At 54.8% G+C, this 24,183-nt stretch carries 18 protein-coding genes and 2 pseudogenes; 10 read left to right on the top strand and 10 right to left on the bottom strand.

Annotated elements, in window-relative coordinates; translation table 11 throughout:
* The first annotated feature begins 173 nt into the window (after positions 1-173).
* The 8 genes from BFP70_RS14030 to BFP70_RS13995 all read left to right on the top strand — a co-directional run bounded on the left by BFP70_RS14030 (position 174) and on the right by BFP70_RS13995 (position 14,176).
* Positions 174-2,561, top strand: a complete 2,388-nt coding sequence (locus tag BFP70_RS14030; RefSeq protein ID WP_066012281.1) for a glycogen/starch/alpha-glucan phosphorylase — start codon at positions 174-176, stop codon at positions 2,559-2,561.
* A 6-nt stretch (positions 2,562-2,567) separates the two neighbouring features.
* Positions 2,568-4,724, top strand: a complete 2,157-nt coding sequence (gene glgB / locus BFP70_RS14025) for a 1,4-alpha-glucan branching protein GlgB (protein ID WP_066012280.1) — start codon at positions 2,568-2,570, stop codon at positions 4,722-4,724.
* A 32-nt stretch (positions 4,725-4,756) separates the two neighbouring features.
* The gene (gene glgC / locus BFP70_RS14020) at positions 4,757-6,028 is read left to right on the top strand and encodes a glucose-1-phosphate adenylyltransferase (RefSeq protein WP_066012279.1); all 1,272 of its coding nucleotides are present in this window, start codon (positions 4,757-4,759) and stop codon (positions 6,026-6,028) included.
* A gap of 65 nt (positions 6,029-6,093) precedes the next feature.
* Positions 6,094-7,557 carry a glycogen synthase GlgA gene (gene glgA, locus BFP70_RS14015; RefSeq protein WP_083217520.1) on the top strand — a complete coding sequence of 488 codons (1,464 nt, stop codon included), beginning with the start codon at positions 6,094-6,096 and terminating at the stop codon, positions 7,555-7,557.
* Positions 7,550-9,556 (top strand): glycogen debranching protein GlgX, encoded by a 2,007-nt coding sequence (gene glgX, locus BFP70_RS14010; RefSeq protein ID WP_066012277.1) that lies wholly within the window; start codon positions 7,550-7,552, stop codon positions 9,554-9,556. The genes glgA and glgX overlap by 8 nt, the downstream gene beginning before the upstream one ends.
* Positions 9,553-11,184, top strand: a complete 1,632-nt coding sequence (locus BFP70_RS14005) for an alpha-D-glucose phosphate-specific phosphoglucomutase (RefSeq protein WP_369820208.1) — start codon at positions 9,553-9,555, stop codon at positions 11,182-11,184. Before glgX ends, BFP70_RS14005 begins: the two co-directional genes overlap by 4 nt.
* A 71-nt stretch (positions 11,185-11,255) precedes the next feature.
* The gene (locus BFP70_RS14000) at positions 11,256-13,316 is read left to right on the top strand and encodes a 4Fe-4S binding protein (protein WP_255356716.1); all 2,061 of its coding nucleotides are present in this window, start codon (positions 11,256-11,258) and stop codon (positions 13,314-13,316) included.
* Positions 13,313-14,176 (top strand): FAD:protein FMN transferase, encoded by an 864-nt coding sequence (locus tag BFP70_RS13995; protein WP_066012274.1) that lies wholly within the window; start codon positions 13,313-13,315, stop codon positions 14,174-14,176. The genes BFP70_RS14000 and BFP70_RS13995 overlap by 4 nt, the downstream gene beginning before the upstream one ends.
* A gap of 16 nt (positions 14,177-14,192) precedes the next feature.
* Here the strand turns inward: BFP70_RS13995 and BFP70_RS13990 are convergent, their stop codons facing one another.
* From BFP70_RS13990 to BFP70_RS13960, 7 genes are all read right to left on the bottom strand, one after another.
* A complete protein-coding gene (locus BFP70_RS13990) occupies positions 14,193-15,083 on the bottom strand; it encodes an ABC transporter substrate-binding protein (RefSeq protein WP_141693212.1) in 891 nt (296 codons plus the stop codon).
* Complete coding sequence (gene pedF, locus BFP70_RS13985) at positions 15,083-15,760, bottom strand: cytochrome c-550 PedF (RefSeq protein WP_066012273.1); 678 nt, start codon at positions 15,758-15,760, stop codon at positions 15,083-15,085. Before pedF ends, BFP70_RS13990 begins: the two co-directional genes overlap by 1 nt.
* A gap of 126 nt (positions 15,761-15,886) precedes the next feature.
* Positions 15,887-16,666, bottom strand: a complete 780-nt coding sequence (locus BFP70_RS13980; RefSeq protein ID WP_066012272.1) for an ABC transporter permease — start codon at positions 16,664-16,666, stop codon at positions 15,887-15,889.
* Positions 16,663-17,379, bottom strand: a complete 717-nt coding sequence (locus tag BFP70_RS13975) for an ABC transporter ATP-binding protein (protein ID WP_066012271.1) — start codon at positions 17,377-17,379, stop codon at positions 16,663-16,665. The genes BFP70_RS13980 and BFP70_RS13975 overlap by 4 nt, the downstream gene beginning before the upstream one ends.
* Positions 17,372-17,803, bottom strand: a complete 432-nt coding sequence (locus BFP70_RS13970) for a hypothetical protein (RefSeq protein ID WP_066012270.1) — start codon at positions 17,801-17,803, stop codon at positions 17,372-17,374. Before BFP70_RS13970 ends, BFP70_RS13975 begins: the two co-directional genes overlap by 8 nt.
* An 8-nt stretch (positions 17,804-17,811) precedes the next feature.
* A complete protein-coding gene (locus BFP70_RS13965) occupies positions 17,812-18,780 on the bottom strand; it encodes a YVTN family beta-propeller repeat protein (RefSeq protein ID WP_066012269.1) in 969 nt (322 codons plus the stop codon).
* A complete protein-coding gene (locus BFP70_RS13960; protein WP_083217518.1) occupies positions 18,777-19,952 on the bottom strand; it encodes an ABC transporter substrate-binding protein in 1,176 nt (391 codons plus the stop codon). The genes BFP70_RS13965 and BFP70_RS13960 overlap by 4 nt, the downstream gene beginning before the upstream one ends.
* A gap of 139 nt (positions 19,953-20,091) precedes the next feature.
* On the opposite strand from BFP70_RS13960, the gene BFP70_RS13955 reads away from it, so the two are divergent.
* Entirely contained in the window at positions 20,092-20,640 is a 549-nt protein-coding gene (locus tag BFP70_RS13955) for a sel1 repeat family protein (RefSeq protein WP_066012268.1), read from the top strand.
* 130 nt (positions 20,641-20,770) lie between these two features.
* Positions 20,771-22,543: a PQQ-dependent methanol/ethanol family dehydrogenase gene (locus BFP70_RS13950; RefSeq protein WP_066012336.1), complete on the top strand. Its 1,773-nt coding sequence runs from the start codon at positions 20,771-20,773 to the stop codon at positions 22,541-22,543.
* A gap of 208 nt (positions 22,544-22,751) precedes the next feature.
* Here the strand turns inward: BFP70_RS13950 and BFP70_RS13945 are convergent, their stop codons facing one another.
* The 3 genes and pseudogenes from BFP70_RS13945 to BFP70_RS13935 all read right to left on the bottom strand — a co-directional run.
* On the bottom strand, positions 22,752-23,078 hold the full coding sequence (locus BFP70_RS13945) for an H-NS family nucleoid-associated regulatory protein (protein WP_255356714.1): 327 nt from the start codon (positions 23,076-23,078) through the stop codon (positions 22,752-22,754).
* 145 nt (positions 23,079-23,223) lie between these two features.
* Positions 23,224-23,515: pseudogene (locus BFP70_RS21415) on the bottom strand (IS5/IS1182 family transposase); the annotation flags it as partial.
* Positions 23,516-23,574: 59 nt separating this feature from the next.
* Positions 23,575-24,183, bottom strand: a pseudogene (locus tag BFP70_RS13935) (IS3 family transposase); the annotation flags it as partial.

Genomic DNA, 24,183 nt, shown 5'->3' with positions numbered 1-24,183 from the left:
CTGCGCATCGGCTGGCGTCAAGCCAAGTTTACGTCAGCGCCAAAACTGCCTTTGCTTTGGGCAGTTTATCTGATTGCTGTGCCGTGACCTGTGATCATCGCTTGACGCGATACCAAAGTTAACGCCATCAAAGATGCGAAGGCTTTTCGCTGGGGGATCTATCCGTGAAAGACATGCAAGCGCCAAGTCGAGAGGATTTCCGAAACGAAATTCTGAAACATTTGCAATATTCTATGGCGAAAGATCCGGCGCATGCCTCGATCTATGATTGGCGGATGGCGCTTAGCCACGCGCTGCGCGACCGTATTGTGGATCCCTGGTTTGCGGCGACGCGCCAAACCTATGACCAGAAACGCAAACGGGTGTATTACCTGTCGATGGAATTTCTGATCGGGCGTATCATGGAAGATGCCGCGATCAATTTGGGTCTGCGTGATCTGTGCCAAGAGGCCTTGGAAGATCTGGGCGTCGATTACGATGCCGTGGTGGAAAATGAACCTGATGCGGCGCTTGGCAATGGCGGTTTGGGCAGGCTTGCGGCGTGTTATATGGAATCGATGGCCACGCTGGGCTGTGCGGGCCATGGCTACGGTATTCGCTATGAACATGGGCTGTTTCGGCAGCGGTTTGAAGGCGGCCGTCAGGTGGAAACCCCAGAGGATTGGTTGACCCAACCGCATCCATGGGAATTCGTTCGTCCCGAATCTTCCTATGAAATCGGGTTCAAGGGGCATGTTGAAAAGCACGCTGGGCGCTCTGTCTGGGTGCCGGCAGAAACCGTGATCGCAGAGGCGCATGACCTGCCGGTGATTGGTTGGCAGGGCCGTTGGGCCAACACGCTGCGGCTGTGGTCGGCACGGCCGACGACATTGTTTGATCTGGGCCGGTTCAACCATGGCGATTACGCGGCGGCGGCGGAACCAGAGGCTTTGGCGCGGACACTTAGCCGGGTGCTTTATCCCGATGATACGACCTATCAGGGCAAGGAACTGCGGCTGAAACAGGAATATTTCCTGACCTCTGCCGCGCTGCAAGACATCTTGCGGCGCCATTTGGATGCAGGGCTGTCGATCACTGATCTGGCCGATCACGTTGCGATCCAGATGAATGACACCCATCCCGCCATTGCCGGGCCAGAGCTGGTGCGGCTACTTTGCGATTGCTACGGCTTGACCTTTGACGCAGCGATTGAGATTGCCGTGAATTGCCTTGGCTATACCAATCATACGCTTTTGCCGGAAGCGTTGGAAAAATGGGCAAGCTATCTTATGGGGGCGGTTTTGCCCCGCCACATGCAAATCATCGAGGAAATCGACGCCTGGCATCTGAAACGCCATCCCGATCGCCCCAATCATATTGGTATCTTGAAACATCAAGAAGTGCGCATGGGGGAATTGGCCTTTATTACCTCGCATAAGGTCAATGGGGTTTCGGCACTGCATACCGATCTGATTAAGGCCAACCTGTTCCCAGAGCTGAACAAACTGCATCCCGACCGGATCATCAATCAAACCAATGGCGTCACGCCACGGCGCTGGCTACGGATGACCAACCCGGCCCTGTCCACACTGATCACCGACACAATCGGCAGCGGGTGGGAGGCAGATCTGGATCGGTTGTTTGGGCTGGAACCAGCATTGAAGGACCCGGTCTTCTTGCAAAAATTCGCAGCAGCCAAGCGCAGTAATAAGGTCGCTTTGTCAAATTGGGTGGCACAGACACAGGGTATTCAGATCGACCCGGATGCCATGTTTGATGTGCAGATCAAACGCATCCACGAATATAAACGTCAATTTCTGAACATTTTGCAGACAATCGCTCAATGGCATGAAATCCGTAAAAACCCCACAGGAGAGTTCGTGCCGCGGGTCAAGATTTTCGGTGGCAAAGCGGCACCGGGTTATCAAACGGCAAAAGAAATTATTCGCCTTATCAATGATGTGGCGCAGGTTGTTAACAACGACCCCTATGTTGATGGGCGATTGAAGATTATCTATCCGCCCAATTACAACGTGTCGATGGCCGAACGGTTGATCCCGGCCGCTGACCTGTCAGAGCAAATTTCAACCGCAGGCAAAGAAGCTTCTGGCACCGGGAATATGAAATTCGCACTGAACGGGGCGCTGACGATTGGCACGCTGGACGGGGCGAATGTCGAGATCCGCGAAGAGGTAGGGGCAGAAAACTTCTTCCTGTTCGGGTTGACCGCGGATGAGGTGATGGAACGGCGCCACAATCCAGATCATGCCCGCGATGCGATCATGCAAAGCCAATCATTGCAAGACGTATTGCAAATGATCGCCGAGGGACGGTTTTCCCCTGATGAACCAGGACGCTATCACGGGCTGGTGCACAATATCTGGCATTCTGACTATTTTCTTTGCGCATCTGATTTTGAGTCCTATGCTCAAGCACAACGGGAGGTCGATGCCGCCTTCACCACGCCAGATCGCTGGTGGCACATGGCAGCATCGAACACGGCACGGATGGGATTTTTTAGTTCCGACCGGTCGATCAAAGGGTATATGGCCGACATCTGGAACACCAGCTCGGCCTTGTGAGGTGTTATGGGATTAATCAGCCACAACGAGGCCATGGCCCTGATCGAGGGTCGCCATGGCAACGTGTTTTCTGCATTAGGGTATTCAGCTGAAGCAGAACGTGTGGTGGCGCTGGTGCCCGATGCGGAACGCGTCTGGCTGCTGGGCAATAACGAAGCGATTGAGATGCAATCGGTCGTGCCAGGGCTGTTTGCGGTGCGCTGGCAAGGAGGGTTGTATCGGCTACGTGCCCAAAACGCGCAGGTGACTTGGGATTTTGAAGACCCGTATCGCTTTGCCCCGGTGTTGGGACAGATCGACGAATATTTGATCGGTGAAGGCAAACACAAAGCGCTTTGGAAGGTGCTGGGCGCGCATGTAATCACGCATGACGGGCATCGCGGCGTGCATTTTGCGACATGGGCGCCCGAGGCCAAGCGGGTTTCGGTTGTGGGTGGGTTCAACAATTGGGATGGGCGACGCCATCAGATGCGGCGACGCGGTGCCACCGGGGTATGGGAGATTTTCCTGCCTGGTCTGCAACCCGGTGAGGCCTATAAATATGAAATTCTTGGTGCGGATGGCCGGATGATGCCGACCAAGGCCGATCCTGTAGGCTTTGGTGCACAACATCCACCGGAAACATCGTCGGTGGTGCGGGAATTGGGGTTGCACCCCTGGTCTGACGGAGCGTGGATGACCCGGCGCGAAGCAGCACAAGATATTCATGCGCCGATCTCGATCTATGAGGTCCACTTGGGCTCTTGGAAGCGCGACTGGGCCGACGGTGGGCGACCGTTATCCTATTATGAGCTGGCGTCGGATCTGCTGAATTATGTGGTAGATATGGGTTTTACCCATATTGAGTTGCTGCCGATCACGGAGCATCCGTTTGATGGGTCTTGGGGGTATCAGCCGATTGGGTTGTATAGCCCGACCATTCGTCATGGCCGGCCAGAGGAATTCGCCGCTTTTGTTGACGAGGCACATAAGCGCGGGCTTGGTGTTATTTTGGATTGGGTGCCCGGACATTTCCCGACTGATGAACATGGGCTGCGCCAGTATGATGGCACACCGCTATATGAACACGGTGATCCGCGCGAGGGGTTTCATCAGGATTGGAACACCCTGATCTATAATTTTGGCCGCCGTGAGGTCAAAAATTACCTGTTGGCCAATGCATTGTTTTGGTTGCAGGAATATCATCTGGACGGGTTGCGCGTCGATGCGGTGGCATCAATGCTGTATCGTGATTATTCGCGCAAGGACGGCGAATGGGTGGCCAATAAATTCGGTGGTCGTGAAAATCTGGAAGCGATCGAATTCTTGCAAGAGGTCAATTCCGAGGCCTATGGCGGCGCGCAGGGCATCATGACGGTGGCCGAAGAATCCACCGCCTATCCCGGTGTGTCACATCCGGTTCATGCGGGCGGTTTGGGCTTTGGCTACAAATGGAATATGGGCTGGATGAATGACAGCCTGCGCTATTTTTCGCGTGATCCGATCCACCGAAAACATCATCATAATGAACTGAGCTTTGCGAGCAGCTATATCTACTCTGAGAATTTCGTTCTGCCGATCAGCCATGACGAAGTCGTGCATGGCAAAGGCTCAATGATCGGAAAAATGCCAGGAACAGATGTCGAGAAATTCGCAAATTTGCGCGCCTTTTACGCGTTTCAATGGGCGCATCCAGGTAAGAAGCTGTTGTTTATGGGGCAGGAATTTGCGCAATGGACGGAATGGGCACAGGCCGAGGCACTGCATTGGCATCTGCTGCAACATAAGCCGCACCAAGGTGTGCAGCAGCTCATCCGCGATTTGAACCGGCTGTATAAAACGCTTCCGGCCTTGCATTGGGGGGATTGTGAGCCGCAGGGCTTTGGCTGGATCGACGCAGATAATGCGGATCAGTCAGTTTATGTGTTTGAACGTCGCGCACCTAATGTCGACCCGGTGGTGATCTGCGCGAACTTAACGTCGCAAGATCGCACCATGCGGATCGGCCTGCCGCAAGGCGGGTCTTGGGTCGAAATACTGAACACGGACAGCGGGCATTATGGCGGAACAAATTGGGGCAATCTTGGGTTCATAGAAGCGCAGGGCGAACGCGCGATGGGCCGCGACCACAGTGCCGAAATCTATCTGCCACCGTTGGCCGTTGTCTATTTTACACCGGGCTAAATCAGCCGGTGTCGCCTTTGGGGGAGGTGTGTATGAAACCAGTGTCGAATCGTAGATTGTCCAATCAGGCCATGGCCTTTGTTTTGGCGGGGGGAAGGGGATCGCGACTGAATGAATTGACAGATCGGCGTGCAAAACCGGCGGTGTATTTTGGCGGTAAAACACGGATTATCGATTTTGCGTTGTCCAATGCGGTCAATTCAGGCATCCGCAAAATGGCGATCGCAACGCAATATAAAGCCCATTCTTTGATCCGCCATGTGCAGCGCGGCTGGAATTTCTTTCGTGCGGAGCGCAACGAATATCTGGATATTTTGCCTGCGTCACAACGGGTATCCGAAACCCAGTGGTATCTGGGCACCGCGGATGCAGTGTTTCAGAATTCTGATATCATTGATGATTATGCAGTTCGCTATGTGATCGTTCTGGCCGGCGACCATGTGTATAAAATGGATTATGAGGTGATGCTGCGCGAACATGTGGAATCGGGCGCGGATGTCACCATTGGGTGTCTGACAGTTCCGCGCTCCGAAGCCTCGGCTTTCGGTGTCATGGATGTCGATAAATTTGGGCAGGTTACTCAATTTTTGGAGAAGCCAAAAGATCCGCCAGGCATGCCGGGTGATCCCGATCATACGCTGGCCTCGATGGGTATTTACGTGTTCGATTGGCATTTCTTGCGCGATATCTTGCGCCGGGATTCACAAGATCCGAATTCAAGCCATGATTTTGGCCATGATCTGATCCCCGACATCGTGAAGAATGGCAAGGCAATGGCGCATGAATTCACAAAGTCCTGCGTGACGTCGGGGTTAGAGGAAGAACCCTATTGGCGTGATGTCGGCACGATTGATGCGTTTTGGAAGGCCAATATCGACCTGACCGATTTCACGCCCAAACTGGATATCTATGATCGGGAATGGCCGATCTGGACATATTCGGAAATTGTGCCGCCTGCGAAGTTCATCCATGATGAAAAGGGGCGTCGAGGATCTGCAATTTCATCTTTGATTTCAGGTGATTGTATTGTCTCTGGATCAGAGGTGCGCAATTCTTTGATGTTCACCGGGTGCCGGGCGCATAGCTTCTCATCAATGGAATATTGCGTGGCCTTGCCGCGTGTCAGTATCGGTCGCCATTCCAGCCTAACCAATTGCGTCATCGATTCCGGGGTTCAAATTCCCGAACGTTTGGTGGTTGGTGAAGACCCAGAACAAGATAAGAAATGGTTCCGCGTGACAGAGGGCGGCGTGACGTTGATCACCCAATCCATGATTGACATCCGATCAGCGGCCTTGGACTGATCACGACATGCCTATCGGTACCGTTCAAACCGCATTGAAAGACCTAGATCGCGAAAGGTATTGATGTGAAACGTGTTTTATCTGTCGCGTCAGAGGCGGTGCCTTTGATCAAAACCGGGGGGTTGGCCGATGTTGTGGGCGCGTTGCCTGCGGCCCTTGCGCCAATGGGGTGGGATATGCGCGTCATACTCCCAGCCTATCCTGGCGTAATTGCGAATCTGAATAAGGGATCCAAAGCGGTTTGGGCGTCAGGCGATCTGTTTGGCGGCCCAGCGACGCTGATCCTTGGTCAATGTGGTGAGATGCAGGTGATGGCACTGGATGCGCCGCATCTTTACGCGCGCACTGGCGGACCATATTCGGACGGGCAGGGTGATTACGCCGACAATGCAGAACGGTTTGCGGCCCTGTCCTGGGTTGCTGCAGAAATCGCGCGCCACGGCACGCAAGAGGCAACCCCGTGGCACCCCGATATTGTGCATGCGCATGATTGGCAGGCTGCATTGACCCCGGCCTATTTGTCATATGCGGGCGCACAGGCCATCCCTTCGGTTTTGACAATTCATAACATCGCATTTCAGGGGCGGTTCAGCCCTACCAAAATGGCGGCGATGCGTCTGCCAGCGCAGCGGTTCACGCCGGATGGGTTTGAGTTTTGGGGCGATATTTCAACGCTGAAGGCGGGGCTTGTGTCGGCCCATGCAATCACAACGGTCAGCCCGCGCTATGCAGATGAGCTGATGCGGCCAGAATTCGGTTTGGGTCTTGAAGGCGTGTTGCAATATCGCGCCGATGTTATGTCAGGGATTTTGAACGGCATCGATAAGCAGGTTTGGGATCCCGAAAACGACCCCGAGGTAAAACCGTTTTCCGCAGCGAAACTGGCGGGAAAGAAGGGCAATCGTGCGGCGTTGATTGCGGAATTTAGCCTTGATGCTAATGCGATCACCGGGCCGCTGATGATCCTTGTGTCGCGGCTTACCTCGCAAAAGGGGATTGATATGGTTCCCGGTGCGATTTCAGAATTCCTGGCCAACGGCGGCGGCTTGATCGTATTGGGCTCGGGCGACCGCTGGGCCGAGGCAATGGTGCAAGACCTATCGGCGCGCTATCCAGGCCGTGTTGGGAATTGGATCGGCTATGATGAGGGGCTAAGCCATCGTATGTTTGCGGGCGGGGATGCGGTCTTGATCCCGTCACGGTTTGAACCCTGCGGCCTGACGCAGCTATATGGCATGCGCTACGGCTGTGTGCCGATTGTCGCCGCAGTCGGCGGCTTGGCTGATACTGTGATTGATGCCACGCCAGCTGCCTGTGCAGCCCATGCTGCCACGGGTATTGTGTTTCAACCCGTTGATACCTTGGGATTAAGACAGGCATTGCGTCGGCTGACAGCATTGTGGAATGATCCAAAAGAATGGGCGGCAACCGTCAAACGTGGTATGAAAACCGATTGGGGCTGGGAACCTTCGGCGCATCGCTACGTTGCCCTTTACGAAGCCACAATACGCCGAGGAACGGATGCTTAAACCCGGAGATCCAACGCATCTGGGGGCGACGCCACGAGGCGATGGGGTAAATTTCGCGCTGTTTTCTGCCCATGCGGAGAAGGTTGAGCTTTGCCTTCTAACCAACGGAAAAGAAGAACGTTTCACGCTGCCATCAAGGGAAGGCGATGTGTGGAGCGGGTTCATGCCAGGACTGACTGTAGGTGCGCAATACGGGTATCGGGTGCACGGACCCTGGGCGCCAGAGATCGGCCACCGTTTCAATACGCAAAAATTGCTCATCGATCCATATGCGCGTGAAATCAACTCAGTGCTGCGTTGGCATAAGGCGATGCAGGGCGGCGTTTCGCGGCCGGATCGGCGTGACAGTCGTCAGCATGTGCCGCATAGTGTCGTGCGCGAAACCTCACATCAGATATGGGACCGCCCTGATCACAGCTGGTCCCAGACCGTCATTTATGAGGCACATGTAAAGGGGATCAGCCAGCGACATCCGGGCGTGAGCGATGATGAACGCGGCAGGTTTGCCGGGGCTGCCAGTGATGCGATTTTGGACCATCTGCAAAAACTGGGCGTCACCGCGATAGAGCTTTTGCCCTGTTGCAGTTTCATAGACGATCGTTTTTTGGTTGAAAAAGATCGCGTAAACTATTGGGGTTACCAACCAATTGCCAATTTCGCACCAGATCCGCGCTATGGCACTCCGGATGAATTTCAGGCAATGGTGCGCCGCTTTCATGGCGCCGGAATCGAAGTCATCCTGGACGTTGTGTTTAACCATACCGGTGAAGGTGACGGGGCGGGTCCAATGTTGTCGATGAAGGGGATAGACAATGCGGCCTATTATCGTTTGTCGGAAAATGGTCGCACCTATGTAAATGACACGGGCACAGGCAACACGCTGAATGTCTCACACCCGTTTGGACTGCGTTTGGTGCTGGATTGTCTGCGGTATTGGGTTACGCAGATGGGGGTGGATGGGTTCCGCTTTGATCTGGCGTCGACCTTGGCACGGGGGCGACGCGGACATGTCGAACATGACAGCAGTTTCTTGAACGCGATACGTCAAGATCCGGTGCTATGCGGCGTGAAGCTGATTGCAGAGCCCTGGGACATCGGTCCGGGGGGGTATTTTTTGGGCGGTTTTCCGCATCCATTCCGGGAATGGAATGATCGATATCGCGATTCAATGCGTAGATTTTGGCGGAAGGATCACGGACAGCGGCCTGAACTGGCGCGTTGCTTGGCTGGCTCTGCTGATACGTTTGATCATTCCGGCCGGCCCTCGACGTCATCGCTGAATTTCCTAACAGCACATGACGGTTTTACCCTGCATGACCTTGTTTCATATAATGAAAAACGGAATGAGGCGAATGGAGAATCCAACCGGGATGGCCATAATGCAAACTATTCGCAAGCCCTGAGAACCGACGAAGAGCGTGGCGCACGCAAGCGGGCCTTAATGAGCAGCCTGTTGTTAAGCCAAGGTGTGCCGATGATTTTGGGCGGCGATGAATTTGGAAATTCTCAAGGTGGAAATAACAATGCCTATTGTCAGGATAACGACATTGGCTGGCTGAATTGGCCTGAGGCAGATCAGACCATGATCGACTTTGTCGCCCGGCTGATCGCGCTGCGCAACGCCCATCCTGTGTTGCGTCAAGCCTTGTTTTTACATGCGAAAACACGTTGGCAGGATGGTCAGCGTGATCTGATCTGGCGCGGTCCAAGTGGTGCAGAGCTAAGCGCGCAAGATTGGAATGATCACGGCGCGCTTTGCCTATGCGCTGAAATTCGCGGTGCAGCAGAAGGCACAAGCGGGCTTGCCGGCCATGAAGCTTTCTTTGCCATTTTCAACGCAGGCGATACGATAGAGGTGCAATTGCCCAAAGGGTTTTGGATCCATGCGCTGGATTCCGCCCTTCCAATGAAGCCAGAAGAAGATCATTTTTCGTCAATGACTTGCGTCTCGGCGCAATCCGTTCAACTCTTTACACGACCCACAGTCCAGCAGGAGTGACTATGACCGTTCATCAGACCGCACCGTTCGCGGGACAAAAGCCCGGAACATCGGGGCTGCGCAAGAAGACAAAGGTCTTCATGCAGGAACATTTCCTTGAAAATTTCATTCAAGCCACATTTGACGCCGTTGGCGGCGTGGGTGGTAAAACACTGGTTCTTGGCGGCGATGGCCGTTTTTTTGGCCAGGAAGCGTCACAGACGATTTTGAAAATGGCCGCCGCCAACGGGGCCGCGCGGGTGATTGTTGGCCGGAACGCATGGCTGTCAACGCCGGCTGCGTCCAACCTGATCCGGGTTCGTAAAACCGATGGTGGCATCATCTTGTCCGCCTCTCATAACCCGGGCGGAATTGAGGAAGACTTCGGCGTTAAATACAATGCTGAAAATGGTGGGCCCGCACCAGAATCCATCACATCAAAGATCTATGAAATCACCGAAACCATCAGTGAATACAAAAAGATGGATGTCGATGATGTTAATCTGGATGAATTGGGTGAGGTCGATCTGGGCGGCATGACGGTTGAAGTCATCGACCCGGTTTCAGCCTATGCCGATATGATGGAAGGCATTTTTGATTTCGACGCGTTGAAGGCCATGTTTGCAAATGGTTTCAAGATGCGGATGGATTCTATGTGCGCCATCACCGGTCCCTATGCCGTTGAAATTTTTGAAAATCGCTTGGGGGCGGATAAGGGCACTGTGACCCATGCAGTGCCATTGCCTGATTTTGGCGGTATGCATCCCGATCCCAATCCAACATGGGCGCATGAGCTGATGGATGAGCTGATGGGCACGAATGCACCTGCTTTTGGTGCAGCTTCCGATGGGGATGGCGATCGGAATATGATCTTGGGGGCAGGCACCTATGTGTCCCCATCCGACAGCCTTGCGGTCATCGCGGCCAATGCACAATTGGTGCCTGCTTATGCGCAGGGGCTGAAAGGCGTTGCACGGTCGATGCCGACATCGGCTGCGGTGGACCGCGTGGCCGAGGCACTGGGGGTGGATTGCTTTGAAACGCCTACAGGGTGGAAATTCTTTGGCAATTTAATGGATGCTGGACGTGTCTCGTTATGTGGCGAGGAAAGCTTTGGCACAGGCTCCGATCATGTGCGTGAAAAGGACGGGCTTTGGGCCGTTTTGATGTGGCTGAATATCATCGCGAAACGTGGGCAAACGGTCAGCGAAATCCTTGCAGATCATTTTGCGCGTTTTGGCCGCAATTATTACTCGCGCCATGATTATGAGGCGCTGCCGACGGAACAGGCAGAAGGTATGCTGGCCGATTTGCGCGACCGATTGAAAGAACTGCCTGGCCGTGAGGTCTGCGGCTTGATCGTCTCAAACGCAGATGAATTTTCTTATACAGATCCTGTGGATGGATCCGTTTCTTCAGGTCAGGGCTTCAGAATTTTGTTTTCCGGCGGATCGCGAGTTGTGCTGCGTTTGTCGGGGACTGGCACCGAGGGCGCAACGCTGCGCGTCTATCTGGAACGCTATGTGCCCGGCCCCGATGGCCTGACCGAAGACCCGCAAGAGGCATTGGGTCCGATCATCGCGGCCACAGAAGAAATTGTCGGGATTACAGCCACAACAGGGCGCGCCAAACCTGATGTGATCACCTAAGACCTTGGTGCAATAGCGCGTTTCATCGGGCACGATACGCTTGCCCGATGAAACAGCTTATTTGCCTTTTTTTGCTTTTCGCGACGCGGCTGTTTGCAGCCCCGCTGACGCATGATGCGCTGCAAGAACGCATCACGGCGCCCTATGCTTTAGGGGAGCAAATTTCACCAGACGGGGTATGGTCCTTGCTGAACTCCGGCGGCGGCGAGGCAGGGTTTGTCTTTCAAACTGGCCCCTTGGCGCCGCTTCCTGGGTTTTCAGGTAAGCCGATCGATATCTTGGTTATGCTGGATTTGGATGGGCGGTTTATCAACACACAACTTGTGTCGCATAATGAGCCGATCTTTGTATCCGGTCTCGGTGAGGCTCCTCTGCGTGATTTTTTATCGCAATATCAGGGGCATTCAATCTCCGAACAGCTGGTGATCGGCACTCCTTACGGTGCCAGCAGCAGCGGCTCGGATCTGGTGTTCTTGGACGGGGTTACAAAGGCTACGGCCTCGGTTCGGATTGCCCATGAATCCATTCTTGCGGCCACGTTGCAAGTCGCGCGCGAAAAAATGCAGGGTGTCAGTGCCGGACCACCGCCCCAGCCAAAACTTTCCTACAACGAGCCGTTGTCATGGGATGATCTGATTGCTCAAGGGTTGGTCGGGCGGATTACGGCCAGCTTTGGCGAGGTTGATCAAGAATTTGCTGGAACCTTGTGGGCAGATGATGGTGATTATTCTTTTGATCCCAATGACTTGTTCTTGGATCTGTATGTCATAGACATGGGTCCGCCCGCAGTTGCCAATGCGGTTCTGGCCGCGGAAACCTTGGCAGAGGTTGCCGCTGTGCGCCAACGCGCGCCTGATGATGAACTGATATTGTTGATTGAGGCAGGGCACCATGGCCTAGTTTCTGATGAGTTTGTGCGTAACACGACGCCTGATCGGATTTCGGCACAGCAAGATGCTTTGCCGCTGGCATTAAGAGACGCCGATATCTTACCGAACTTGAAAGAGAATTTGCCTGCTAAATTGCATGATGCAACACATATGGTGGTGCGTTTGGACCGCCGGCTTGGCTTTGATCCTACACGGGAATGGACCATGACTGCGCATGCGCAGCGCAGCCACGGCATGTTCCAGCCTGAAACACATGAGGTTGATTTTTCCACCCAGATCATCATGCCTGAGAGGTTTTACATTTTCCCGCAAGGTGTTGAAAAGTTGTCTCCTTTTATGGAGGCAGTACATAATCGTCAGATGGATTTATGGCTATTGATCGGGTTCTTGGCCGTGCTGTTCCTTTGCTTGGCGCAACAAAGCCGATTGGCGGCGCTGCGACTGTTTCCCTATGTCCGGTTTGGGCTTCTAGCCATTATGACCGGTTTTATCGGCTTTTGGGGGCAGGGCCAGCTGTCCGTCGTCACGCCGCTTGCGGTGGTCAATGCTGCGATTGGTGGCGGGAGCCTGTCAGTGCTGCTGTATGATCCGTTCTCATTGTTGATTTGGGCAGCAACATTTGTCGGCTTTGTGTTATGGGGGCGTGGATTTTTTTGCGGCTGGTTATGCCCCTTTGGTGCGCTACAAGAATTTTCGCATCATATCGGTAGGTTATTGCATCTTCCTCAGATCCGGCCGCCGCGGTCTGTTGCGCGTGCAATGTTGTGGACCGGGCCGATTGCGCTTGTTGGTTTGGTGCTAACGACCGTGTTTTGGCCCACACACACTGAAATGGTGGTCGAGGTAGAACCATTCAAAACTGCCATTACGATGCATTTCGCCCGCCCGTGGCCCTATGCAATCTGGGCCGGAGCCTGGATAATGGTATCGATGGTCTGGTTTAAAGGGTTTTGCAGATCGCTATGTCCTTTGGGTGCGGCAATGCGTGTAGGCGGATTTCTGCGGTTTCGCCGTTGGATCCCGCGCCGCGCGGAATGCGGCAGCCCATGTCAGCTGTGTCGCGTGAAATGTCACTATGACGCGATCGAAAACTCTGGCAAGATCCGCTATAGCGAATGTTTTCAATGCCTCGACTGTGTGACGATCCATGACAGTGACAGTAAATGTGTTCCCTTAATTATCGCGCGTAAGCGGCTTGAAAAGATGACAAACCAAGGAGGGGAGGCTTTGGTTGAACAATGAAACGCAGGCGTTTCTTACAGGTGGCTGCGGCCGCCAGCTTCGTTGGACATCGGGCGCAGGCTTATGAATGGTCTGGCCGGGCCTTTGGCGCAGAAGTATCGCTTTCCGTTGATGGTGGGCGCGCGTCAGAACAGATCATGGGCCGATTACGCACTGAATTGTCTGAAATAGAACAATGTTTTTCACTGTATCGTCCATCCGAGCTGACACGTTTAAATGCGCATGGTGTCGGGCCGGGCTCTGACCGATTGCGTGAGGTTCTAGCGCTGTGTCTTGAGGTCTATTGGGCGACTGATGGCCGGTTTGATCCTACTGTGCAGCCGGTCTGGATGAGCCTGTCGCGTGGTCGCCCTGGCATAAAGGCACGCCAAAGTGTCGGCTTTCAACATGTTGTAATGATGCACGATATTCGATTGCAACCGGGGCAGGCGTTGACATTGAACGGTGTCGTTCAGGGCTATGCCACAGATCAGGTGCGGGCATTGTTGGAACATGAAGGGCTTGCTCAGGTTTTGGTGAATATGGGGGAATATGCTGCAATCGGTGGCAGTTATCGGTTGGGCATCGAAGATCCTATGGCCGGCCGTGTCGCCGCAGTGTCGTTGCGTGGAGGGGAGGCTGTGGCCTCGTCTTCACCTTCTGCGATGGTGCTGGCGGGGGGCAGCCATATCATCGGGCCGCATGGTGAGGCACCGCGATGGTCAACGGTAACTGTTCGGGCAAAATCGGCAGCGCTGGCCGATGCAGCCTCAACGGGTTTTGTGCTGATGACACGGCCCCAAATCGCGAAGGCGGCGCGTTTGCTTGATATTTCCGAAGTTACGTTGGTAGATTTTGATGGCAACTACGGCCCGTTATAGGCCGTAGTTCATGCAGTTACTGCGGCGCATCATAGCTAAGCCCATGTTGGGCGAAGATGGCTTTGATCCGCCCATCTTGCACCGCCTGGAAAAGTGCATCCTCTACCGCATAGGATAGTGGCCTGTGCTGGAATGACAGCGCCGCGCCCAGGGTCCAATTGGATTTGGCCAAACCGGGCATGGGTGGTTGATGCAGGGATTGTCCCTGCTTCATTGCCGCCTCCAGCTCGGCACGCGGTCCCATGACGGCCATAACTTCATGTGCGGTCATGGCATCCACGGCAAGGGTCGTGGTGCGAAAGCGGCGCACACCGCCAGAGGCCGCGCCCTTCCCAAAAGAGGTCAGGTAGAAATCGGAAATGGAGTCATTTTCAACCCCGACCGTATCAAAGCGGAAATAGGCCGGCGTCGGCTTTTCATCCGCGTCGGGATAGTGCGTAAGATCATAGGCGATTGCCAGATGCTCTTGCGCATATAGCCCAGTGAAAACCACCTGATCAAATCGGCAAGCATAGCTGACATCATAGGGCACATGCAGCATCACATCAGACACACGCCCATTCACCACCGCGCCTTTCCAGATGTAATTGCGCAGATCCGCGTCCAGGTTTTCGCCCGCTGCCACCAGACGGATGCGCGTGTCGACCCCCAGCGTATCACCGATCAGATGGGCGATATCCACATCAACGCCCACAGCCTGCCCATCCTGTATCGACGACCATGGTGCGAAATCATCATACAGCGCGACCTCGATCCAGCCGTCTTCGATGATTTTATCCAGCCCGCGGCCAATGTCCTGCGCAAAGGTATTTTGCAACTTTTGCTCAGGGGCAACCCCCTCACATGCGGCAAAGGCGGGCTGCATCAGCAACCCGCCCCAAACCAGTGCATAACATAGCGCGCGCATCAATGCGCCGCCGACAGGCCGATCGTCAAAGTCTCGGCTGCCTGTTTCAAATGCGTCGGGTCTTTTTGAAGCACACGCGCGGCGCGGGACACGGCACTGTCCGCGATGGGCGCACCAGACGCGGTTTCGATATTGCCCGCAATCTCGGTCAGTTTGGCTTCGGCCTGTGCCGCATCGGCGGAACCATCCAACATCGTATCGCGCAGCACCACCAGATCCGCCATATAGTCATCAAGCGCACCATCATCGGGCCGGGTTTCAATATAGGTGCGGATTGCCCAAGCGGCCTTTTGGCCCAGAACCTCGCCAAAGGCTGGCATCTTGGTAATGCCGTTCTGTGTCATCCCGAACTGAAACCGTTCAGCATACCATTCATCGCCGTATTCTTCGGCTTCAAGATAGCGCAGATCGGGTGCCAGGCCGCCCGATACCGCGCCAAGCCCATGGCACCGCGCACAGTTCTGGTTATACCCGCTGTCACCGATCTGCACGGCCTCACGCCAGGCATCTTCACCGATGGCTTCGGCGCGGTAGGGGTTTTCGGTCAACCATTCCTCGCCCACATCAGGCAATGCGTCAGTGTTGACGGCCTGTGGCGCAACGTCCCCATGCGCCCAAACCATTGTGGGCACTACAAGCGCAGTGGCCAATGCGATCATCCTTGAAACATAAACCATACGATCCTCCCAAACGCGTTTTCCCTGTTCTATACTGAGCTAACGCTGCGCCGTGTGATCTGCCATAAGACCTTGGTCGTGATCGCCGCTTTGCGATGGGTTTGGACATTGTCCATTGGTCGCAGATCACCGTTTGCTGCGCGCGGGCTCATATCCAACCGTGGCAATGACGAAGAACACGATAGTGGCTGCGGTGGTCCAGCCAAGCGCCGGCCAGTTCATCTGCTGATACAGCGCAAATCGGATCAGCTCGACCGAGTGGGTGAATGGGTTTACCTCACACAACCTGGCAAGAAATGCAGAAGATTCCTTCATTTTCCAGATTGGATACAGCGCGGAAGAACAGAAAAACATTGGAAAAATCACAAAGTTCATAACGCCTGCAAAATTTTCCAATTGCCGCACCTTGGCTGAAAGCACCAATCCCAGTGCCCCCAACATGAGGGCAGACAGAAAAAGAGCGGGGATTACATATATATATCCCATAATGTTCATCTGAATTCCGAAGCAGGCCGCAATGGCCAGAAACACGGCCACCTGCAACAACCCCACGAATGATGAGGCCATCAATTTTGCACCCAATGTAAACCAACGCGGCCAGGGGGCAGTTAACATCAAACGCATCGTGCCGCTTTCACGATCATGGATCAAAGACAGCGAGGACTGCATCCCGGAAAATAATAAGATCATTCCGCAAAGCCCTGGAATGATGTAAGTTTCATAGGTGATATAGGTCTGATACGGCGCGATGATCGACAGGCCCAATGCGGCGCGAAAGCCGGCTGCAAAGATCAACAACCAAACCAATGGCCGCACAAGGGCTGCGAAAAACCGTGCGCGTTGGTTCAAGAATCTGGCGACTTCGCGTTGTGCAATGGCGCTTGCGGCGATGATCGCGCGTCTCATGCGGCGGTCCTTTGCAAAAACCACTGCCCAAGCGGCACTGCGCCGGTTAGGGCATCAACGTCACCATGCACTACGACCCGGCCTTTATGTAACAAAATCATCTGGTCGCTGGGTCGTATTTCATCGGTCAAATGGGTGCACCACAGCACCGACAGACCATCGGCGCACAGATCATGAACGTGATCGGTGATGGCATGGCGTGAACCACTGTCAAGGCCGGTTGTAGGTTCGTCCAGCAGCAGCAGCTTGGGCCGATGGATCAGGGCGCGGGCAATCTCCATTCGGCGCCTGTGTCCACCATTCAGATCGCGCAGGCGCTCATTCGCGCGCTCTGCCATCGATAGGCGTTCCAGCACCTGTGAAATCCGTGTCCGCCGTGTCTTCCGGTCCATCCCGTGCAACGCTGCGAAGTAGTCAAGATTGGCATGGACAGAGCGGTCCAAGTCCATGGTAGGCTGCTGAAACACAACACCAATCTGCGTCAATGCAGCCTGCGGAGTGCGTCCCAGATCAACGCCATTGATCCGCACCACATCCCGCGCCGGGCGGATCAACCCGGTTAAGACAGAAATTAGCGTGGATTTCCCTGCGCCGTTAGGGCCAAGAAGCGCGGTGAAACGCCCCATGGGTAATGTAAGAGACACATCTTCTAATGCCAGTTTGCGATGCCAGCGGTGGCTTAAGCCTTGGATCTGTAAGGCGGGCTCATTCAATGGTGATATCCAACCGCTGACCGTCGTTCGTGCTTCCTGGTATCTTGAGCGTATAACGCCCCGGTTTTATAGCAATAAATCCGATTTCCATGGTTCCGGGGCGGTCAAATTCCACCGAATGCACCCCCATAGGGCGGATCTCTAGCCCTTCAATGACGATCTCATCAATCCAAATGGCACGGAAGAACCCGTCACTGTCCAATCCGATCTCACCTGACCCATCCGAGGTGATCTCGACCTCGTAATAGGTGCCCGAATGCAAAACCCACGGATCGCCCAGCGGCTCCCCAACGGATAGGATGATCTCGGGCAGGTCTTCTTTGTTCTTGCCTGACAGCAATCCAGCGGGGCGATCCCCATCGGCCCAAACCGCAGACGCAGCAATAGATAAGACAGACGCAACTTGACATATGGACTTCAACATATTGTTTCCTATTGGTTTGTTGGTCGTGCGCTTGCGCCCCAAGGGAACCGGCCGACTTTGACTGTTTTGATCGGTTTCAAACTGTTCATGTCAATCACGGTCACATCGCCCGACACACCATTGGTTGTAAACAGCTTGCTGTTGTCGGGCGACAGCTCCATATGCCAAACCCGGCGGCCTACAAGGATATAGTCCAGCACCTCAAACGTTTGCGCATCCACAACGGCGATATGATTGGCCGGACCTAAAGCGACAAAAACTTTGGTTTCATCGGGAGAGAATCGCATTCCCACCGGTTGTAGCTTTTCTGGCCGCACATTGGGCAAGGCAAAGCGGATCTTGCCTTTCTCCGCTTTGGTTTGCACATCAAATACCGTCACAGTTCCGCCGATTTCGGAACTGACCCACAGATCAGCGCCATCGGGGGAAAACTCGGCATGGCGCGGCCGTGAATCAACCAATGAATTCGCAACAATTTCATGTGTTTGCGTGTCAATCCAATGGGCCATATTGGTGGTTTCAGAGGTGGTGACTTGCAGCAAACCATCGGGGGAAATTCCCATCCCCTCTGGCTCTACGCCGACATCAATCTGCGCGACTACACGCCGGGTCTGGGTATCGACGACGGTGGTGATCGCGTCATCTTCATTCGCGATATATAATAGCCGGTCATCAGGGGCGATGACGAATTGCTCCGGGTCTTCGCCTGACGGCAGGTCGTGCAGAATTTCGCCCGTATTCGGGTCCATCACCTGCACGGCATCACTGTCGGATGCGCAGATATACACAACGCTGAAATCACGAGAAAACGTAATCCCACGCGGACGTTCGCCAGTCGCATAGGTCGTGACGACCTCTAACGTGCCGGCATCAATCACGCTGACCGTATCATCCATTTCATTGGTGACCCAGATTTCATCGGCTAGTGCGGCGTATGGCAGGCAAAGGCAGGTGCCAAGCAAAAGCGTGCGGATCATGTCGGCTCCTTGAAACTTGTGCACTGGCTTTCCGGGCGGTCTGCGCCCAATGTGTCCAGCTCATTGAATTGATGTAGAAACCCTTCAATCGGGGCGAGGGCGGTCACGGCGCGTTCTGTCACCAATGGGATGGGCTGACGCAGTTGGCCGTTCCAATCGCGAAACGACAGCGGGGTGCCCAAAAACCCGGCCAATCGGAACGCGTCAGACAGCATATAGGCGCGCAATTCCGCAGGATCTGCGGAACCTGTGCGCGTTACCGCCTCACCCAATGCGGCCACTGCGGCCCATGCGCCAAAATCATCGGCGCGCATGGCTCGCCCCGTGGCCTCGCGAAAGCGGTTTTGCAGCTGTGCCGCGCCGTGCTGTTCCACCACATCCGACCAGGCGACGGGTTGCAGCCCCTCTGATCCGGCAAGCGGGCGGGCTAGCCACGTGTTATAGGCCAGGTAGCGCGCGAAATCCCCCGCCTCATCCGCAACCAGCATCAGATCATGATCAGGCAGGGCTTGGGTAAACAGGGGCACTTCGGCCGTTGCTGCGCGGCGCATATTTGCATCAAATGACCAGATTTTTTCCGCAGCGATTTGCAGACCGAATTTATGTAAAGCTGCGCGCATCGCATCGGCCCATGCGATATCATCGGGTGATGTGCCTGCCACCATGACGAGATCATCCCAACGCCGCCACAGCAAAAACTGCGCCAACGCATCCGCGCGCATCCGACGCGACGGTGTGGTATGCAAGACATTCGACCGGCACTGCGCGTCACGCAAGGCGTCATCGCTGTCGCTGACATTGAATATCACTACGTCGCGCCCGGCGACCATATCTGCCAGTGCCAGCAGATCATCCGTCGGCGCATCTACGATCAACAGCTGTGCACCGTTATTTACGGCTTGCCGTGCGGCTGCGATGAAATCATCTTCGGGGGCCACAACACTCGTTACGATATGGTAGCTGTGACCTGTGAATTTACCTGTGGTGGAAATATCGGCCAGTCCCAGTCGTGCGCCATCGATCCCCAGCGTTAACGGATCGGGTTGCAGGTTGGATAAGATCGGAGGCGGTATCTGGCGATGCTCTAGCCAGTCGATGCGAATATCGACGGCTATGGCCTGCGTGCTTGATGCCGCAACCAGACAGGATGCGGCAAGAAATGAACGTATCACGGATGTCCTCCCTTATGCCGGCAGACCGACATGGGGATCGTGCGGATTGGGGGGCGCAGGGACAATACGACCAATGTCTATGACGGTGTGGGTCAGGGCGCGATTACCCTAAGGTATCTGTCGCAACAGGAGGCCCATGATGCGCACCTATCTTTCCCTTACAGCGGTGCTAGCCACCGTGATCAGCCCTGCTTGGGCGCAAGACGACCCCACCCAATTTGGTGATCTTAATCCCGAGGAGCTGTCGATCAATCGTGTGCTGCGTGACACTGCGCGTGGCGAGACATCGATGACCAATTGCGCCACTGGCTATTTTATCACCAAATCCGGCCGTCACGTTGATGCGCGTCAGCTGTTTCAACGTTGTGCACAAGAGGGATGGACAGGCGCAATGACTTGGATGAGCCAGCTGGACAATAACGGTCTGGGCGCGCCAGAGGATCCCGACGCCGCCGCCGATTGGGACCGGCGCGCAGCACAATTGGGCGATCCGGTGGGGCAATTCAACTTCGGTCTGGACCTGATGCGCGGGCGCGGTGTGGCGCAAGACACGGCGCGTGGCCGGGCGCTGGTAGATCGTGCAGCGCGGGCAGGGGTGTCCGATGCGCAACGGCTACGCGCGTCGGATTACGATTTGGACGAGGTCACGCCCGATGCGGATGCATGGAAATATGCGCCTGCATCGTGACGGTTTTGGCAGGTCCAACCCCACCCTAGACCAAAGGACAATATGAACCTGGCCGCGCCCCTGTCTACGGTTTGTCAGGGCGCACCTCCGGGGAGAGGAGGGACCGCGCCACGATTTTTGGGAGGACATGATGAATCGTTTCGTGCTGGCCGCAGTGGCGGCTATATCCCTGATGGCAGGGCCAAGCCTTGCCGCAGATGTAACGGAAGAAGATCTGCTGAATGATCAGGCCAGCACGGGTGACGTGCTGACCAACGGTATGGGCCGGGATTTGCAGCGCTTTAGCCCGCTGACAACGTTGAACAAAGACAATGTCAAAAACCTTGTGCCTGCCTGGGCCTTTAGCCTTGGGGGCGAAAAACAACGTGGTCAGGAAAGCCAGCCGATCATTCATGACGGTGTGATGTATATCACAGGGTCATATTCGCGCCTGTATGCGATCGATGTCAAAACCGGTGATGAGCTATGGCAATATGATGCCCGCCTGCCCGAAGGCATCTTGCCTTGCTGTGATGTAATCAACCGCGGCGCGGCCATCTTTGGCGATAAGATCTATTTCGGCACGCTGGATGCGCGTCTGGTCGCGTTGGACGCGAAGACAGGCGATGTCGTATGGAACAAGAAAATGGCCAATTACAAAGAGGGCTATTCCTATACAGCCGCGCCGTTGATTGTTCGGGGAATGGTGATCACCGGAAACTCTGGCGGTGAATTTGGTGTGGTTGGTGAGGTCGCGGCGCGCGATGCCGAAACAGGTGAGCTGATCTGGTCACGCCCGATGATCGAAGGCCATATGGGCACACTTAATGGTGAAGAAAGCACAATGACCGGCACGCTTAATGCGACATGGCCGGGCGATATGTGGAAAACCGGCGGCGGTGCCACATGGCTGGGCGGGTCTTATGATGCCGACACCGATACGCTGATCTTTGGGGCGGGCAACCCGTCACCATGGAACAGCCATCTGCGCGGCGCGGGCACCCCAAGCGAGGGCAACACAGGCGATAACCTGTATGCTGCCAGCCGTGTTGGGATTGACCCGGCGACCGGTGAAATCAAATGGCATTTCCAAACCACCCCGCGCGAGGGCTGGGATTTTGACGGCGTGAATGAGGTCGTGGGCTTTGTCGATAAAGACGGAAATAAGCGCTATGCCACTGCCGATCGCAATGGCTTCTTCTATGTTCTGGATCGTGAAACCGGCGGGTTTATCTCAGCCCATCCTTTCGTGAAAGAAATCACCTGGGCATCGGGCATTGATGAAAACGGGCGTCCGATTTTCAATGAAGACAATCGCCCCGGTGCACCAGACGCTGCTGCCGAAGGTGGAAAGGGCCAACAAGTTTTTGCCGTTCCGTCTTTCTTGGGTGGTAAGAACTGGATGCCAATGGCCTATAGCCAGAAGACAGAGCTATTTTATGTTCCGTCGAATGAATGGGGCATGGATATCTGGAATGAGCCGATCTCCTATAAAAAAGGCGCGGCCTATTTGGGTGCAGGTTTCACAATCAAGCCGATCTTTGAGGATTACATCGGCTCGTTGAAGGCGATTGATCCCAATAGTGGTGATGTGAAATGGGAATATAAGAACGAAGCGCCGCTTTGGGGTGGTGTGATGACAACCGCAGGCGGTCTGGTGTTTATGGGCACGCCAGAGGGCAAGTTCATCGCATTGGATGACGAAACGGGTGAAGAGCTGTGGTCGTTCAACACCGGATCGGGCATTGTTGGCCAGCCTGTCACATGGGAAATGGATGGGGAACAATATGTCTCGATTATCTCTGGCTGGGGCGGTGCGGTTCCATTATGGGGCGGCGAAGTGGCCAAGAAAGTGAACTATTTGAACCAAGGCGGTTTGGTTTGGACGTTCAAATTGCCAAAGCAAATGGCAATGGCTAATTGATCTGCTTATGGATTAAAACAGATGCGCCGGGGAAATTTCCGGCGCATTTTTCATATCGTGAAGATGAATCTTGACCTGTGCAGTTGCGCGCAGGCCAATAGCCAAAGCAGCTGTATGTCCGATCGAAAATAATCCAAGGACATATCAAAAATAAAGGCCGCCTGGGATGTCCCAAGCGGCCCTGTTGGGGTGTCGCAGTCAACGCGTGTTAGACTGCGTAATCCTCAAGATCATTGCCTTGTTCGACCAATTCAATAATCCAGCTTGGGCGGCGCCCAAATCCAGACCACGTCAGCTCTGGGTTTTCGGGGTGCTTGTATTTCGCAGGTTTCGGCAATTTAGCTTTCTTCCCACCGCTTTGTTTGAATAGCTGTTCAAGGCTAGTGCCGTGTTTCGCAGCAACAATGGCCATTTCAGCCAATGCGGCCTGACGTTGACGATCTTCGAACGTATTGATTGCAGTCGTTACGCGCGTTTGAAGTGCCTTCAGCTCTTCCAAGGACATTGAATGGAAGTCGATGCTATTTAAATCCACGAGATTATCTCATTTTGCCAGTTTCGAGTGACACTATGAGATCAAAAAACAACTGTCCAGTATTCGCGTTTTTGCCTTTTGCGCGCTCCAGGGCGCTTTTGCGCAAATCATTGATCGGACGAACGATCCCTTTTTCCGTTACCTTTCAGGCGATGGCCTGAATTTTGGCCCTGTCGAGGGCCGAGAAGTGGCTTATGATGGCGATGCGGATCAGAATTTCGGCGGTCTTGCGGTCGGGGTCTCGGAGCATGATCCGCTCACCGAAGAGCTTCAAGCGGTTCAGCTGGACATCGGCCCGACTTCGGACAGTAGCCCGCCCATTTCTTTCAGATGGACCGACCCAGACATCGTGGCGCCCGCAAGATCTCGTTTCGTGGTATTGCGGCGGGACAGTCGTCTTTCCATGCGCAACCGTTGCGGCGGATGGGTATGACAGATGGCGGTGTGGTATCGGCGCATGGACCTGCACCGTTTCTGTTCCGGTGTGTTGCTCATCTTAGGCGGCGATCTTTTCGAAGGCCACGGGTGATTTGCCATCCAAGGCTGAATGGCGCCTGCGCGGGTTATGAGAGAGCGTTGCTGTATTCGAACACCGCGACCTCGACATCCCGGCGTGTTTGCCATGTGTTTCGCCAGATCAGCTCGGCCTTGAGGGATTTGAAGAAGCTCTCGACCGCCGAATTGTCGTAACAATTTCCTTTGCCACTCATGGAAGGGAGTAGTTTGTGACGGCGAAGGCGTTTCTGATACTCGTGCGCACAATATTGCGCGCCGCGATCGGTGTGGTGAATGCAGCCAGGCGGTGGCCGACGCAGAGCTGTAGCCATGTCCAAGGCACGTAGCGCCAAGTCCTGCTTCATGCGGTTACTGATCGCCCAACCGATCACACGACGCGAATATAGGTCAATGATGACAGATAGATAGGACCAACCCTCGCGGGTCCAGATGTAAGTGATGTCCCCGGCCCACTTCTGGTTTGGCGCCGTCGCCGTGAAGTCCTGGTTCAGACGGTTCGGGGCGATGTTGAAGCTGTGGTCGCTGTCGGTCGTGCGCTTGAATTTACGGCTGCGCAGAACCTGAATGCCGTTGTCACGCATGATCCGGG

The organism is Thioclava sp. SK-1, assembly GCF_001705665.1.
In the GTDB taxonomy this organism is placed as follows: Bacteria; Pseudomonadota; Alphaproteobacteria; order Rhodobacterales; family Rhodobacteraceae; genus Thioclava.
Note: the sequence above shows the minus strand (reverse complement) of the source record. Positions and strands in the feature narration are given on the sequence as shown.

Bases quoted from the DNA above. Each gene is read 5' to 3' on its own strand.
- BFP70_RS14030 (WP_066012281.1), top strand. From the start codon at position 174: ATGCAAGCGCCAAGTCGAGAGGATTTCCGAAACGAAATTCTGAAACAT.
- glgB (WP_066012280.1), top strand. From the start codon at position 2,568: ATGGGATTAATCAGCCACAACGAGGCCATGGCCCTGATCGAGGGTCGC.
- glgC (WP_066012279.1), top strand. From the start codon at position 4,757: ATGAAACCAGTGTCGAATCGTAGATTGTCCAATCAGGCCATGGCCTTT.
- glgX (WP_066012277.1), top strand. From the start codon at position 7,550: ATGCTTAAACCCGGAGATCCAACGCATCTGGGGGCGACGCCACGAGGC.
- BFP70_RS13995 (WP_066012274.1), top strand. From the start codon at position 13,313: ATGAAACGCAGGCGTTTCTTACAGGTGGCTGCGGCCGCCAGCTTCGTT.
- BFP70_RS13990 (WP_141693212.1), bottom strand. From the start codon at position 15,083: ATGCGCGCGCTATGTTATGCACTGGTTTGGGGCGGGTTGCTGATGCAG.
- pedF (WP_066012273.1), bottom strand. From the start codon at position 15,760: ATGGTTTATGTTTCAAGGATGATCGCATTGGCCACTGCGCTTGTAGTG.
- BFP70_RS13980 (WP_066012272.1), bottom strand. From the start codon at position 16,666: ATGAGACGCGCGATCATCGCCGCAAGCGCCATTGCACAACGCGAAGTC.
- BFP70_RS13970 (WP_066012270.1), bottom strand. From the start codon at position 17,803: ATGTTGAAGTCCATATGTCAAGTTGCGTCTGTCTTATCTATTGCTGCG.
- BFP70_RS13965 (WP_066012269.1), bottom strand. From the start codon at position 18,780: ATGATCCGCACGCTTTTGCTTGGCACCTGCCTTTGCCTGCCATACGCC.
- BFP70_RS13955 (WP_066012268.1), top strand. From the start codon at position 20,092: ATGCGCACCTATCTTTCCCTTACAGCGGTGCTAGCCACCGTGATCAGC.
- BFP70_RS13950 (WP_066012336.1), top strand. From the start codon at position 20,771: ATGAATCGTTTCGTGCTGGCCGCAGTGGCGGCTATATCCCTGATGGCA.